This window comes from Streptomyces sp. NPDC051561 (assembly GCF_044454195.1).
Taxonomy (GTDB): Bacteria; Actinomycetota; Actinomycetes; order Streptomycetales; family Streptomycetaceae; genus Streptomyces.
Genome location: NZ_JBITDM010000017.1, coordinates 128941 through 143488 on the forward strand (window position 1 = coordinate 128941; position 14548 = coordinate 143488).

At 71.8% G+C, this 14548-nt stretch carries 15 protein-coding genes; 10 read left to right on the plus strand and 5 right to left on the minus strand.

Features of this window, described 5'->3' with window-relative positions; genetic code table 11:
* Positions 1-40: 40 nt before the first annotated feature.
* The 5 genes from ACIA73_RS30155 (at position 41) to ACIA73_RS30175 (ending at position 3807) form a co-directional block, all read left to right on the plus strand.
* Entirely contained in the window at positions 41-1186 is a 1146-nt protein-coding gene (locus ACIA73_RS30155; protein WP_399441987.1) for an acyl-CoA dehydrogenase family protein, read from the plus strand.
* Positions 1186-2124 (plus strand): acyl-CoA dehydrogenase family protein, encoded by a 939-nt coding sequence (locus ACIA73_RS30160; protein ID WP_399441988.1) that lies wholly within the window; start codon positions 1186-1188, stop codon positions 2122-2124. Before ACIA73_RS30155 ends, ACIA73_RS30160 begins: the two co-directional genes overlap by 1 nt.
* 294 nt (positions 2125-2418) lie before the next feature.
* On the plus strand, positions 2419-3129 hold the full coding sequence (locus tag ACIA73_RS30165; protein WP_399441989.1) for a phosphatase PAP2 family protein: 711 nt from the start codon (positions 2419-2421) through the stop codon (positions 3127-3129).
* A 9-nt stretch (positions 3130-3138) separates the two neighbouring features.
* Positions 3139-3534, plus strand: a complete 396-nt coding sequence (locus ACIA73_RS30170; RefSeq protein ID WP_399441990.1) for a VOC family protein — start codon at positions 3139-3141, stop codon at positions 3532-3534.
* A gap of 45 nt (positions 3535-3579) precedes the next feature.
* On the plus strand, positions 3580-3807 hold the full coding sequence (locus ACIA73_RS30175; protein WP_399441991.1) for a hypothetical protein: 228 nt from the start codon (positions 3580-3582) through the stop codon (positions 3805-3807).
* 69 nt (positions 3808-3876) lie between these two features.
* Here the strand turns inward: ACIA73_RS30175 and ACIA73_RS30180 are convergent, their stop codons facing one another.
* From ACIA73_RS30180 to ACIA73_RS30195, 4 genes are all read right to left on the minus strand, one after another.
* Positions 3877-4482, minus strand: coding sequence for a HutD family protein (locus ACIA73_RS30180; RefSeq protein ID WP_399441992.1), 606 nt, complete (start codon positions 4480-4482; stop codon positions 3877-3879).
* On the minus strand, positions 4479-5195 hold the full coding sequence (locus ACIA73_RS30185) for a vWA domain-containing protein (protein ID WP_399441993.1): 717 nt from the start codon (positions 5193-5195) through the stop codon (positions 4479-4481). The genes ACIA73_RS30180 and ACIA73_RS30185 overlap by 4 nt, the downstream gene beginning before the upstream one ends.
* 76 nt (positions 5196-5271) lie before the next feature.
* The gene (locus tag ACIA73_RS30190) at positions 5272-6510 is read right to left on the minus strand and encodes an acyl-CoA dehydrogenase family protein (protein WP_399441994.1); all 1239 of its coding nucleotides are present in this window, start codon (positions 6508-6510) and stop codon (positions 5272-5274) included.
* On the minus strand, positions 6507-8264 hold the full coding sequence (locus ACIA73_RS30195; RefSeq protein WP_399441995.1) for an AMP-binding protein: 1758 nt from the start codon (positions 8262-8264) through the stop codon (positions 6507-6509). The genes ACIA73_RS30190 and ACIA73_RS30195 overlap by 4 nt, the downstream gene beginning before the upstream one ends.
* Positions 8265-8578: 314 nt before the next feature.
* Between ACIA73_RS30195 and ACIA73_RS30200 the strand changes: the two genes are divergently transcribed.
* Positions 8579-9118 carry a flavin reductase family protein gene (locus ACIA73_RS30200; RefSeq protein ID WP_399441996.1) on the plus strand — a complete coding sequence of 180 codons (540 nt, stop codon included), beginning with the start codon at positions 8579-8581 and terminating at the stop codon, positions 9116-9118.
* A gap of 80 nt (positions 9119-9198) precedes the next feature.
* Here ACIA73_RS30200 and ACIA73_RS30205 read toward each other — a convergent pair whose 3' ends face one another.
* Complete coding sequence (locus tag ACIA73_RS30205; protein ID WP_399442048.1) at positions 9199-9750, minus strand: helix-turn-helix transcriptional regulator; 552 nt, start codon at positions 9748-9750, stop codon at positions 9199-9201.
* A gap of 214 nt (positions 9751-9964) precedes the next feature.
* On the opposite strand from ACIA73_RS30205, the gene ACIA73_RS30210 reads away from it, so the two are divergent.
* From ACIA73_RS30210 to ACIA73_RS30225, 4 genes are all read left to right on the plus strand, one after another.
* A complete protein-coding gene (locus ACIA73_RS30210) occupies positions 9965-11116 on the plus strand; it encodes an LLM class flavin-dependent oxidoreductase (RefSeq protein ID WP_399441997.1) in 1152 nt (383 codons plus the stop codon).
* 2 nt (positions 11117-11118) lie between these two features.
* Positions 11119-11841: a glucose 1-dehydrogenase gene (locus tag ACIA73_RS30215; protein WP_399442049.1), complete on the plus strand. Its 723-nt coding sequence runs from the start codon at positions 11119-11121 to the stop codon at positions 11839-11841.
* A gap of 47 nt (positions 11842-11888) precedes the next feature.
* On the plus strand, positions 11889-12743 hold the full coding sequence (locus tag ACIA73_RS30220; protein WP_399441998.1) for an alpha/beta hydrolase: 855 nt from the start codon (positions 11889-11891) through the stop codon (positions 12741-12743).
* Positions 12744-12901: 158 nt separating this feature from the next.
* Entirely contained in the window at positions 12902-14437 is a 1536-nt protein-coding gene (locus tag ACIA73_RS30225; RefSeq protein ID WP_399441999.1) for an MFS transporter, read from the plus strand.
* The last annotated feature ends 111 nt before the right edge of the window (positions 14438-14548 follow it).

Sequence of the window (14548 nt, forward strand, 5' to 3'; positions counted from 1 at the left end):
CAGTCTCGCTGTCAGCAGAAGTCGGGGAGTTGATCCGCGCATGGACCTTGACTTCACTCCCGAGCAGGACGCCTTCCGCGCCGAGGCACGCGCCTGGCTCGCCGCCCACGTCCCCGCCACCCCCCTGCCCTCCCTGGAGACCGAGGAGGGCTTCGCCGCCCACCGCGAGTGGGAGGCACGGCTCGCGGCCGACCGCTGGTCGGTGGTCTCGTGGCCCGAGGAGTACGGCGGCCGGGGCGCCGACATCCTCCAGTGGCTGATCTTCGAGGAGGAGTACTTCGCGGCGGGCGCGCCCGGCCGGGTCTCCCAGAACGGCATCAACCTCCTCGCCCCCACCCTCTTCGACCACGCCACCGAGGAGCAGCGGGCACGCGTGCTGCCGTCGATGGCGACCGGGGAGACCATCTGGGCGCAGGCCTGGTCCGAGCCCGAGGCCGGCTCCGACCTCGCGTCCCTGCGCTCAACCGCCGTACGCACGGAGGGTGGCTGGCTGCTCTCGGGGCAGAAGACCTGGTCGTCGCGGGCCGCCTTCGCGGACCGGGCGTTCGGCATCTTCCGCACCGACCCGCACGCGGACAAGCCGCACCGGGGGCTGACGTATCTGATGTTCGACCTGCACGCCCCCGGCGTCACGGTCCGCCCCATCGGCCGCCTCGACGGCAAGCCCGCCTTCGCGGAACTCTTTCTCGACGAGGTCTTCGTCCCGGACGCCGACATCATCGGCGAGCCCGGCCAGGGCTGGCGGATCGCCATGTCCACCACCGGCAACGAGCGCGGACTGATGCTCCGATCCCCCGGCCGCTTCCTGGCCGCCGCGGACCGCCTCGCCGCCGACTGGCACACGCACGGCGACCCGGCGGACACCGCGATGCGGGACCGGATCGCCGACGCGGTGATCGGCGCCCGCGCGTACCAGCTGTTCACCTGGGGCAACGCGTCGCGCTTCGCCGCCGGGCAGACCATCGGCGCCGAGTCCAGCCTGAACAAGGTCTTCTGGTCCGAGTACGACATCGAGCTGCACGAGACCGCGCTGGAACTCCTGGGCGCGGACGGGGAGCTGGCGGAGGGCGAGTGGGCGCAGGGGTATGTCTTCTCACTCGCCGGGCCCCTCTACGCCGGCACCAACGAGATCCAGCGCGACATCATCGCCGAGCGGCTGCTCGGCCTCCCGAAGGGCCGGCGCTGATGCGTTTCCTCCTCACCGAAGAGCAGCAGGACTTCGCCCGCTCGCTGCGCGCGATGCTGTCCGCCGCCGAGGTGCCCGCGGTGGTACGGGCCTGGGAACGTGGCGACCACTCCCCCGGGCGGGCGCTGTGGCAGCGGGTCGCGGAGGCGGGCGTGTTCGCGCTCGCGGTGCCTCAGGAGCACGAAGGGGCGGGGGTGCTGCCGGTCGAACTGGCTCTGGCCTTCCTGGAGTTGGGGCGCCACGCGGCCCCGGGGCCGTATGTGGAGACAGCCGCCGTCGCTGCGCTGCTGAACGGGACACCGCTCGCCAAGGAGTGGCTGCCGAGGATCGCGGCGGGCGAGGCGGTGGTGACGCTGTCCGATGGGGGGTACGCGTTGGACGCGGACGCGGCCGAGGCGGTCTTCCTGCTGGCGCCGGCTGTTGCGGTCGCGCCGTCGGGCGGTGAGCTGCGGGTCTCGGCGGACACGGCGCGGCGGCTCTACCGGCCGTTGGCCGGGGAATCGATCGCGGTCGGGGCCGAGCGGGTCGCGGCGGCGCGGGATCTGGCGCGGTTGCTGACGGCCGCGCAGGCGCTCGGGGTCGGTGAAGCGCTGCTCGCGGAGACGGTGTCGTATGCCAAGCAGCGCACGCAGTTCGGCAGCCCGATCGGGGCGTTCCAGGCGGTCAAGCACCGGTTGGCGGACACGCTGGTGGGGCTCGAATTCGCGCGTCCGCTGTTGTTCGGGGCGGCGTTGAGCATGCGGCCGGGGGATATCGCGGCGGCGAAGGTGGGGGCGGGGGAGGCGGCGTACGCGGCAGCGCGGGCGGCACTGCAGTTGCACGGGGCGGTGGGGTATACGCAGGAGCTGGATCTGTCGCTCTGGCTACGCAAGGCGAGGCCGTTGCGGGACGCGTGGGGGGCGCCGGGGGTGTGCCGGGGGCGGGTGATGGAGGACTGACGCCGGCCACCCGCCACGGCTGGAGACCACCCCCCTCACGGGCCCACCCGGACGCTTTGCGCCTGCGGCGGGCCTTGCCCCCTCGCCATGCCGCCGCTCCCTGGGGCGGCGGGGCCCCACGGAGTCGCATCCACCGCACCCCGGCCCACCCCGTCCCCGCTCCCCCCCGGCCCCCACCCCCTTGCCACGCCCGCTTACACGTGTCACCATCCCGCATGAACCCCGCATGACCGGATTCACCCCACCCCCGGGCGGACGCCCGCACGCTCCCGCCCCTCCCCCGGAGGCACCCTCATGGCCACCGCCGCACCCGCCACCCCCGCCGCCGGCCCACCGGCCCCACCCGCCCCACCCCGCCGGTCCCGCACCCTCCTCTCCCTCGCCGCAGCCCTCATCGCGCTGCCCGTGCTCGCCGGCCTCCTCATGCGCGGCGACCTCAGGAACCCGCCCTTCCAGGACATCGACAGCACCTGGCTCCGCTGGATGGGCGGCCCCCACGACGGCATCCCGGAAGCCCTCGCGATGGCCCTCAACTGGTTCGGCGGACCCTTCGGCGCCCCCGTCCAGCTCCTCGCGGTCATCGTGCTCCTCGCCCTGAGGCGCCGGCGCTCCGCCCTCTTCGTGCTCGCGGCCGTGTTCTTCGGCCAACTGGTCATCCAGGGGCTGAAGAACGTCGTCGACCGGCCCCGCCCGGCCAATCCCCTGATCACCGTCGACCACGGCTCGTTCCCGTCCGGCCACGTCGCGACGATGGCGATGGTGGTCATCGTGATCGGCGTGCTGTGCGTCCCGGGCGCGGCCCGGCGCCGCTGGTGGTGGCCGGTGGCCACGCTGCTCGTACTGGCCATGATGTGGAGCCGCACCTGGCTGCACGCCCACTGGCTCTCCGACACGGCGGCCGGAGCGGTCGCGGGCGCGGGTGCCACGCTGCTGGTGTGGTGGGCGTTCGCTCCCCTGCTGGCGAAGGAGAAGGCCGCCAGGGCGGCGTCACCTCAATCCCTCTAGGCTCCGCCCATGATCGCTACCCTTCAGTGCACCGTCATCGACTGCCCCGACCCGCTTCACCTCGCCGCCTTCTACGGGGAGTTGACGGGCGGAGCGGTCAACCGTCCGGACCGGCAGTGGGCCGTGGACGAGAGCTGGGCGACGGTCCACACCCCGCAGGGGCAGGTCCTCGCCTTCCAGCGCGCCACGGACTTCCACCCGCCGCGGTGGCCGGATCCCGAACATCCGCAGCAGTTCCACCTGGACTTCACGGTCCCGGACCTGGCCGCCGCACACACCGAGGTGCTGGCCATCGGCGCCCGCGTCCTGGACCACGCCGGGACCACCCGCGGATGGAACGTGTACGCCGATCCGGCGGGCCACCCGTTCTGCCTGGTCGGGCACGGAAGTCCGGCTACTGCGTGACCCATCGCGCCTTGGCGCGTTGGGCAGGGTATGAAGAAACGAAGCATGGCCGCCGCAGCCTCCCTCGCCGCCGGGTTCCTCGCCGCCCTGGTCTCGCCCGCCCCCGGAGCACACGCCGCCGAGCCCGCGGACCAGCTCGGTTCGCTGCCCGTCTCGGGTGAACTGCTCGACGAGGTGACCGGTACCGCGACCGACACCGTCGCCGGCAACGTCACCAACACCGCGCAGACCACGGCCAACGGTGTCGGGTCGGGCCCGGCCGCCGCGAAGTAACCCGGCCGCCCGCGTCCGTGCCCCCGTTCCGTGTTCCGCACGGAACGGGGGCACGGTCATGCCGGGCCCTCAGTCGTGGTGCAGTGTGATGACCGCCGTACGGCCGGTGGTCAGGAACGTGCCCGGCGGGTCGTACGACGCGGGGTCGACACCGGCGAAGAGCACGGCGTCGTACCTCTCCAGGGTTGACGCCACATGGCGGTAGAGGACGACCCGGCCGTCCAGCGGGAGGGCGATCCGGGTGCCCTGCTCGGGGGCGGTGATCGTCACATCACCGCGCACCACCTCGACCTGCGCGGAGGCCCGGCCCCTGCGGTGCATGACATTGAGGTTGACCACGGTTCCGTTGAGGAGACGGCAGTGGGTGGGGACGTCGCCGGGGAAGTGCTGCGGGACGTACCGGGTGTCGACCAGGCGGGTGCCGGGGCCGGGGACGTCGCCCGTGCCGGGGTCCTCCAGGGTGAGGTCCATGCCCATGCCCTCGACCATCGTCAGGATCCGGTCGACGCCGGGGAACACCGAGAACGGGCCGTCGGCGGCGACGTTCGCCAGGCTGACCCGCCAGAGGAAGTCGGTCATGCCCGCGCCCTCGGGCCCGCCGGCGATCTCGCGGGTGACTCCGCCGCCGTTCTTCCAGGCGACGGCGGTGCGGTCGGCGGCGCGCAGCAGCTTCATCGGACGATCCCCTCGGCGCGGGCCGCCGCCAGCCAGACCGGGAACTCGCCGACCAGATGGTCGTAGAGCTGCGCGTCCGGCACCTGGCGGGGGTCCTCGCCGGCGTGGAAGTACCCCGCGTTGTCCACCACTCGCTGTGCCGGTACGGCGAGTTCGTCCAGTTTGCGCAGGAAGTCGAACTGGGTACTGCGGGTGTTCCCGAAGCCCACGAACTGCCAGAAGAGCGGCAGGCGGGCGGCCTTGCAGACGTACTTTTCGGCCGCGAGCTTGTTGATCGGCCCGCCATCGGTCTGGAAGATCACCAGGGCCGGATCGGTGGATCCGCTGTCCAGGTAGTGGTCGATGACCGCGTCCATGGCCAGGTGGTAGCTGGTCTTCCCCATGTGGCCGAGGGAGGCGACGATCGTCTCGATGCGGCCGCGGTGGTTGACGAGTCCGATGTCGGTGACCGCGTCGACGTCCGTGGAGAAGAAGACGACGGGGACGGTGCCGTCGTCATCGAAGTGGGCGGACAGACCGAGGACGCGGTCGGCCAGGGCCTGCACGCTGCCGTCCTTGTAGTACGGCTTCATCGAGCCGGAGTAGTCGATGACGAGATAGACGGCGGCGCGCTGCCCGTGCAGACCGTGCTTGGTGAGCGAGACGCCGGCGCTCTTGTAGAGGCTGACGAGCGCGGGCGCGCTCTCCTCCACCTTGCGGAGGTCGATGGGCATGCGCGGACCCGCTTTCCGTCGTCTCGTACGTCGCGTACCTCACGTACGCCCCGTGGCCGTCCCCCGCCCGCCGAGGTTACGCGATCACGGCGGACCGGTCCCCGGCCGCGGACCCGTCCGGGCGCCCTGCCTCGTACCCGAGCAGTCTGGCGAGCCGGCGGCGGTGCGAGGCGGGGGCGCCGAGGAACTGGGCGCTTCCGTGGGCGCGTTTGAAGAAGTCGTGGGCGGGATGCTCCCAGGTGATGCCGATGCCGCCGTGCAGTTGGATCATTTCGCCCGCGACCTTCTCGTACGCCTCGGAGCAGGCCGCCTTGGCAGCCGCCGCCGCCTCGGGTGCGGCGCCCGCGTCGGAGGCGGCGAGGGCGAGTGAGCGTGCGCCCTCGACCAGTACGTGGAGATCCGCGAGCCGGTGCTTGACGGCCTGGAAGGAGCCGATGGGGCGGCCGAACTGGACCCGGTCCTTGGCGTACTGGACGGTGATCTCCAGGGCCCGCGCCGCCGCCCCGACCTGCTCGGCGGCGAGCGCGGTGCAGGCCAGGTCGCGGACCCGGGCGAGCACCCGGGCGCCCTCGGTGCTGATCAGCCGGGCGGGCGTACGGTCCAGGGTCACCCGGCCCAGCGGGCGGGTGCGGTCCATGGCGGGGAGTGGCTCGAACCGCCATGAATCCTGGGCCACTTCGAAGAGAGCGAGCCCGGCGGGCGTACGGGCCAGGGCGAGCAGGACACCGGGGGCCGCGGGGGCGTTCGCGGACTCCGCCGCGGGGGCGCGCCGGGCGTTCGCGGACTCCACTGCGAGGGCTGCCGGTTCGTTCGCGGACGTTACGGGAGCTTTGGCCGCCTCCGCCCCCAGCGGGTCCCGGACCGGACCGCCCAGGACGTACTCCTTCTCCCCCGTCAGCAGCCAGTCGCCGCTCGTCCTCGACTCCTCGGCCCGGGTGGCGAGTTCGCCCGCCTCCCAGGTGCCCCGTCCGTCACCGGCCTCGGCCCAGGCGAGGGCGGCGGTGGCTCTGCCTTCGGCGAGGGGCGGGAGCAGGCGGGCGCAGACCTCCTCGTTGGCGGCGACGAGCAGCGCCTCCGTGGCGAGGACGGCCGAGCCCAGATACGGAACGGGGCTCAGGGCGCGGCCCAACTCCTCCATCACGACGTGCACTTCACCCCGTCCGGGGCAGCCCACGCCGCCGTACTCCTCGGGGACGGTCAGTGCGGCGATGCCGATGTCTTGGGTGAGGGGGCGCCAGGCGGCCATTCCCTCGTGGCGGGCGAGGACCGACCGGACGGCGACCCTCAGCTCTTCCTGCTCCTCGGTGGGGTTCATGTTCCTGGGGTGTCCTCTCCTCTTGCGGCGCGCCGCAGTTCGCCCTTGAGGAGCTTGCCGCCGGCGTTGCGCGGCAGGGACTCGACGGGGACGAAGCGGCGCGGAACCTTGAAGTTGGCGAGCCGTTCTCGGGTCCAGGCGGTGAGTGCTTCGGGGGAGACGTCGTGGGCCCCGGCCGTGGGCGTACCCGGGGAGGCGTTCATCGATGCGTTGTCAGCGGTGCTCGTGGTCGCGTTGGCCGCCGAGTTCCTGGTCGCGTTGGCCGCCGTGGTCGTGGCCGCGTTCGTGTTGGTGACGAAGAAGGCGACTCCCACCTCGCCGAGGCGTGCGTCGGGGGCGCCGACCACCGCGACATCGGCGATCGCCTCGTGACCGAGGAGGACGTTCTCCACCTCGGCGGGGTAGGCGTTGAAGCCGCCGACCACGTACATGTCCTTGAGGCGGTCGGTGATGACGAGGAATCCGCGCGCGTCGAGGAAACCGATGTCGCCCGTGCGCAGCCAGCCGTCGGGCAGCACCGCCTCGGCCGTGGCCGCCGCGTCGTCCAGGTAACCGCGCATGACGTGGTACCCACGGACCTGCACCTCGCCGTGGTCCCCCGGGGGCAGCGCATCGCCCAGGGGGTCGGCGATCCGCACCTCGGTGCCGGGCAGCGGGAGCCCGACGGTGTGGGCCACGGTCCAGGCGTCGGCGTCCGTGGGGCAGACCGAGACGACGCCGCCCGACTCCGTGAGTCCGTATGCGGTGAAAACGTCCGGTGCGCCGAGCGAGTTCCTGATCTGCTCGACGAGTTCGGTGGGAACGGCGGCGGCGCCGGTTCCGGCCAGGCGCAGCGCGGAGAGATCGTGGGCGGCGCGCTCGGGGTGGTGGAGCAGGCCGTGGAAGACGGTCGGCGGGCCCATCAGGGTGGTGACCTGTTCGGCGGCCATGCGCTTCAGGATGCGGTCCGCGTCGTACACCGACTCGGGGAGCATGGTGGCGCCGCGCAGCAGACAGGCGATGATGCCCGCCTTGTAGCCGAAGGTGTGGAAGAACGGGTTGACCAGGAGATAGCGGTCGCCCTCGCGGAGGGTGACCAGCCGCGACCAGTCCCCGAAGAGGCGGACGGTCTGGGAGTGGGTGGTGGTGACTCCCTTGGGGCGGCCGGTGGTTCCCGAGGTGTAGAGGATGTCGGAGAGGTTCTCGGGGGCGACTTCGGCGATACGGGCGAGGCGCTCCGTATCGCCGACGCGGGCGCCCGCCGCGAGATAGCCGTCCCAGCCGGTGGCCTGCGAGCCCGGCTCGCCGCGCAGGACGACGGTGGAGCGCAGGGCGCCCAGGTCCTCGCCGGATGCGTGGAGGGCGGCGACGTAGTCCGTGCCCAGGAAACCGCGCTCGGTGAGCAGCACGGAGGCGCCGCTGCGGCGGATGATGTCGGCCGCTTCGGCAGCCTTGTAGCGGGTGTTGACCGGGACCAGTACCCCGCCCGCGCAGACCGCACCGAGGGCGGCGGTGATCCATTGGCGGCTGTTCGGCGCCCAGACGGCGACCCGGTCGCCGCGCCGGACCCCGTGCGCGAGGGCGGCCCGGGTGGCGGCGGCGATCTCCTCGTTCAGCCGGGTGAAGGTCCAGCGGACCTCTCCGTCGGCAAGCGCCTCCCGCTGCCCGTACGCGTCGGCCGCGTACTGCGGGAGGGCGGCGAGGGTCGCGGGGGGTGTCCGGGGGGACAGGGGTGGCGTGGGTGACGGAGGTGGCTGGTGCGGGGAGCTGCTCAAGGAACCCTCCTACATGCCTACTTGACGTGCGAGCGTGGCCGGTATCCAATCACAGGTGTTTCGGTTAGGCATATACCTAGTAGAAACAATCCGTGACCGGGACGCGGCCGCGAACAGCGCACCCTCGTCACCGCCGGAGCCGTACGACCGTCACCCACGGCCCCCCGGCCCCAGGAACCCAGGGCCCGTACGACCCCGCCACCACGGCCCCGAGCGAGGCCATCACCGCCCTCACACGCACAGGCACCGCCGCCACGACCGCCACAGCCACGACTACCGCCACTACCGCCACTACCGCCGAGAGGACCCACACCATGACCGCCGCAACGGCAACGACACGAGCCACCCTTACCCCCACCCTTGCCGACCCGCACTGCACAGTCGAGGGGATCGACATGCGGACCGCGATGAGTTCCTTCTGTACCGGGGTCGCGATCATCACCGCACTCGGCACCGACGGCCGCCCGGCCGGCATGGCCGTGCAGTCCTTCTCCTCGGTCTCCCTGGACCCGCCGCTGGTCTGCTTCTGCCCCGCGCACACTTCGTCGACCTGGCCCCGGATCCGGGAGGCGGGCCGGTTCGCGGTGAACATCCTGGGCGCCGACCAGCAGGAGCTGTGCCGCCGGTTCGCGGTGACCGGCGCGGACAAGTTCGCCGGGACCCACTGGACGCCCGGAAGGTACGGGGCGCCACTGCTCGACGGGGTGCTCGCCACCATCGAGTGCGACCTGGAGGACGTCTTGGACGGCGGCGACCACGCGATCGCGCTCGGCCGCGTCACGGACCTGACGGCCCACCGCGAGGGAGAGCCGCTGGTGTACTTCCGGCGGAGCTACGGCCGGGTGGCGTGCTGAGAACCCACCTCCGAGCAGGACCTCACGCCCCAACCGCCCCGCACGCGCAAAAAAGGGGGGCCATCCAGCCCCCGTACCGCCTACTTCCCCCGCCGCTCCACTTCCTCGATGTCGGCCAGCATCTCGCTCGCCAGGTCCCGCTCGGAGGCGTAGTATCGCTCGGCCCACTTGAGGGTCAGCGTCGGGTACGCCCAGGCCGCCTCGCCCTGCGCACCCTCGACGTCCGCGACCGCGCGCCGGCGCATCTTCTCCGCGAACTCCCGGTGCTGGACCAGCACTTCACGCATCTGCTCCGGTTCCAGCAGGTGACCGAGCCACAGCCGCAGCATCGGCCCGTGCTTGAGCACCGGCGGATCGACGGGCGCCTCGCGCGCCCACCTGCGCACCGCGTCCATCCCCGGATCCGTGATCCGGTAGACCCGCTTGTCGCGGCTCCCGGTCTCCTGCGCGACCATCCTGGACGTGGCGAAACCGGCCTTCTCCAGCCGCTTCAGCTCGCTGTAGATCTGGCTGAACGAGGGGCTCCAGTAGAAGAAGCGCAACGACCAGTCGGACCACTTCTTCAGGTCGTAACCGGACAGCTCCTCCCCGAAGGAGAGCAGTCCGAGCACCGCCCAGCTCGTGGCCGGCAGCGCTGGGAGCGCCTCAGCGGACTCCCCCGCCCCGCCGGTCTCCCCCGCACCACCGTCGCGCACCGCGTCGTCCGCCGCTACCGCTTCCTTCTTCGCCACGCCGGGAAGTCTATGCGCGAACACCTCGCACCCCCTTCCCCCGTTCCCGTATGCCTGCTAGAAGTATTTCTATTAGAAATAACTCAGTCTGGAACGACCCCGGGAGGACCGCACCGTGAAGTTCTCGATGATCTTCGAGGCCCAGCTCGCCAACCCGACCCCCGAGCGCGAGCGCCAGGTGATCAACGACTGTGTCGAGCAGGCCGTGTTCGCCGAGGAGATGGGCTTCGACCGCATCTGGGCCGTGGAGCACCACTCGCTCACCCAGTACGCGCACATGTCCGCCTCCGAGATCTTCCTGACCTGGGTCGCCGCCCGGACGAAGAAGATCCGCATCGGCCACGGCGTCGTCACCATGCCGTTCGGCTACCAGCACCCGGTGCGCGTCGCCGAGCGCGCGGCCATGCTCGACGTCCTCTCCGGCGGCCGGGTCGACATCGGTGCGGGCCGGGGCGCGACCCGCCAGGAGATGTCCATGTACGGGGTCGAGCCCGAGGACACGTACCCCCAGATGGAAGAAGCCCTGCGGATCTTCTCCAGCGCCTGGCGCGAGGAGCGGTTCGAGTGGCACGGCTCCCTCGACATCGGCCCGGGGGCCGTCCTCCCGCGCCCCGTCCAGGACCCGCACCCGCCCCTCTTCATGGCCTGTTCCAAGCACGACACCCTCAAGCTGGCCGCCGAACTCGGCATCGGCGCACTGGTGATGGGCTTCGCCGGCGCGGACGACGTACGCGAGATGCGCAAGGTGTACGACGAGGCCATCGCGACCCGCAGCGGCGACCGCTTCGTCTCCACCGAGGTCAACAACCACCTCTCCGCCCTCTGCCCGACCATCGTCCTGGACGACGCCGAACAGGCCCTGCGCATCGGCACGCGCGGTCAGCGCTTCTTCGCCGAGTCGATCGCGCACTGGTACGGCAACGCCCCCGCGCCGTCCGGCTACGAGGACTCCGACACCGCCGCCGACCACATCGCCGCCCTGGCGAAGGACCGCGAGACGCTGGTCGCCAGACTGCACGACGCCAGGATCCCGGCCCGCCCGGTCGACACCGGCACCTACAACGCCGAGCACGCCTACGGCGACGCGCAGACCGCGATCTCCTACGTGGAGCAGCTGCGCGAGATCGGCGTCGACGAGGTGATGTGCCTGATCCAGATGGGCACGGTGCCGCAGGAGGCGTGCATGGAGACCATTCGCCAGTGGGGCGAGACGGTGATTCCCCACTTCCGGTCCACCGGCACCACCCCGGCGCAGGAGGGCGAGTGAGCATCAGCCTGGACGGGAAAGTCGTCGTCGTCACGGGTGCCGGACGGGGCCAGGGCGCGGCGGAGGCCGCACTCTTCGCCGAGGCGGGCGCCCGGGTCGTGGTCACGGACATCGCCCAGGAGGCGGGCCGCGCGGTCGCCACGTCCCTCGGCACGCAAGGGCTGTTCGTACGGCACGACGTGTCGGACGCGGCGAGCTGGGCGGAGGTGACGGCAGCCGCACTGTCCTCCTTCGGCCGCATCGACGCCCTCGTCAACAACGCCGCCCTGTGGCGCACCGCCTCCGTCGAGAACGAGACCCCGGAGAACTTCGAGGCCCTCTTCCGGGTCAACCTGCTGGGCCCCTTCCTCGGCATCCAGGCCGTGCTCCCCGCGCTCAAGGAGGCGGGCGGCGGCTCCATCGTCAACGTCTCCTCCACCGCCGGACTGGTCGGCATCAAGGGCCACGCCGCCTACGGCTCCACCAAGTTCGGCCTGCGCGGGCTGACCCGCTCCTCCGCGCTCGACCTCGCCAAGTACAGGATCCGCGTCAACTCCGTTCATCCCGGCGCGATCGACACACCGATGATCGCGAGCACGGCGGGCCGGGACTGGTCGCACCTTCCGCTGGGCCGGATGGGCAGACCGGAGGAGGTCGGGGAGCTGGTGCGCTTCCTGGTGTCGGACGCGTCCTCGTACATCACGGGTACGGAGTTCACGGTCGACGGCGGGTCGACGGCCGGATGACAGCGGCCGACCCCCTGACCCCGAGGGCCCGGAAGCTGTGCGACGCCATGGCGAAGGGGTTCCCGGGACCGGGGGACGTGGCGGCGCTGCGGCTGGCGTCGAAGGCGGGGGTCCACCCGGCCGGCCCCCAAGAATCGTCCCTGCGCAACGAGTTGGCCGACGGCATCCCGGTCCGCATCTACGGGCCCGACTCCCCCACCCCCACCACCCCCGTCGTCGTCTTCGCCCACGGGGGCGGCTGGGTCATGTGCGACCTCGATACCCACGAGGCCCTCTGCCGCGAGCTCGCCACCCGGTCCGGTGCAACGGTCGTCTCGGTGGACTACCGCCGGGCCCCCGAACACCGCTTCCCGGCGGCGGCCGACGACTTCTTCACGGCGGTGAGGTGGGCGTACGGGAAATGGGGCCGTCCTGTGGTGGTCGCCGGGGACTCCAGCGGCGGCAACCTGGCAGCGGCGGCCGCACTGCGCGCCCGAGACCAGCAACTGCCCTGCATCGCCGCACAACTGCTCCTCTACCCGGTACTCGACCACCGACTGGAGAGCCCCTCGGCAACGGAGTACGCGGAGGGCTTCTTCCACACCGCCGCGCACATGCGCTGGTACTGGGAGCAGTACCTGGGCCCGGACGCCGACCCCTCCACCCCGTACGCCTCACCGGGCCTCGCCCCGGATCTGTCAGACATGCCCCCCGCCTTCCTCCTCCTCGCGGACTGCGACCTCCTCCGCGACGAGGCCCTCGCCTACGGCCGCGCACTGGCCCGCAACGGAATCCCGGTCCAGGTGAACCTCTACCCCGGAATGTTCCACGGCTTCCTCGGCGGCCTGGGCTACTTGCCGGAGGCGGAAGCAGCGGTAAACGCGACAACAGAATGGCTCACCAACTTGCCCCGCCGGGGCTAACCGCCCCTGGAGCGGCCGCAGGCCGCCTCCCAGGGGCGCGGGGAACTGCGCGAGCAACCACAACACCCCCCGCACATCCCCACCCGCTCCCACCCCCAACAGCTCCCACACCCAAACCCCTTGACCTAAAGCACGCTTCAGGTACAAAGCTCGACCTCATGAAGCCGATACACGTATCCCGCCCCGCCCTCACCTTGCTGATCGTCCTGCTCGGATACCTCACCCTCCCCATGTCCATGTCCGGCACCACCATCGCCCTCCCCGAAATCGGCCGCGATCTCGACGCCTCGGGCCCGGCCCTCCAGTGGGTGGTCACCGGATACTTCCTGACCGCGTCCGCCGTGATGCTCGTCGCAGGCTCACTGGGCGACCTGTTCGGACGGCGGAAGGTGTACGCCGCGGGCGCCGCCCTCTACACGGCGGGGACCTTCGCCGCCGCGTCCTCGCAGGACATCCTGCTGCTCGACCTGGCCCGCACCCTGGCCGGCATCGGGGCGGCCGGAGTAATGGCGGGCGGCGGTGCGATCCTCGCCGCGACCTTCGAAGGGGCGGCCAGGACCAAGGTGTTCGCGGCGGTCGGCACGGTGGCCGGCATCGGCATCGCGGTGGGACCCTCCCTCTCCGGGCTGCTGGTGGGCTCGTTCGGCTGGCGTACGACGTTCCTGGTGTTCGCCGTCGCCGGGATCGTGATCATCTCCGCGACCTTCTTCATGCAGGAGTCGAAGGCCGCCACCCGCCCGAAGCTGGACCGGCCGGGCGCCGTCACCTTCATCGGGGCCCTCGGCCTGATCATGTTCTCGATCACCCAGAGCGGCACCTCCCGCTGGGCCGGACTCGCGGCCGGAGCCGCCCTGCTCGCCCTCTTCGTCCGCATCGAGCGCCGCAGCGACCACCCCATGCTGGACCTGGGACTGATCCGCAACCGCGGCTTCATGGGCTGGATCGTCGGCGGCACGACGATCGCGGTCGGCTCCTCCGGCGTCATGATCTTCTTCCCGACCTACCTCCAGGGCGCCAACAGCCTGAGCGCGAGCGCAGCGGGACTGGTGATGCTCCTGATGACGGCACCGGTGTTCGTCGTCCCACAGATCACCGCCCGGTTGATCAACCGGGGCGTCCGCCCCCGCCATCTGATCGTCACCGCCCTGGCCCTCTCCGCCACCGGCAACACGCTCCTCGCCGTCCTCCTCCACCCGGGCATCGGCCCCGTCGGCCTGGCAGCCCCGCTCGCCCTGATCGGCGTCGCCAACGGCCTCGCCATGGGCCTCGTCGACGGCCAGGCCATGAGCCTGGTCGACCCGTCCCGAGTGGGCATGGCCTCCGGACTCCTCAACACCGTCCGGGCCGGCTCCAACTCCCTGATGCTCGCCGTCTTCGGCGCCGCCCTGATCGCCCTGCTCCAGTCCCGCCTCGGCGATCCCGCCCTGGCCGCGGACGTGGCGGCGGGCAAGCTGACCGGCCCCCAACACGCGTCCCTGGCAAGCGAGTTCACGGACGTATGGAAGATCGCGGTAGCCGCAGTAGCGCTCATCATGATCGCGGCAACGGTCCTGGTGTGGCGGATGCTGCGCCCGGGGTCCTCGACCCCCGCCTCCGGGACGGATCAGGACACCACGGCCCCCGACTCCACCACCGTCACCGAGGCCACTCCCCCGGCCCTCCAGGCAGCGTCCGGCCCGGCTCCCCGGGCGTGAACTGCCGGGCCACCCCCCACAGGCCCCGGACGCGCCGCAGCGCCCGCCCCTTGTCCGGTCGGGGACGAGGTGGGGCAGGCGCTGCGATCAGTTCCGCACGACGCTGTACGG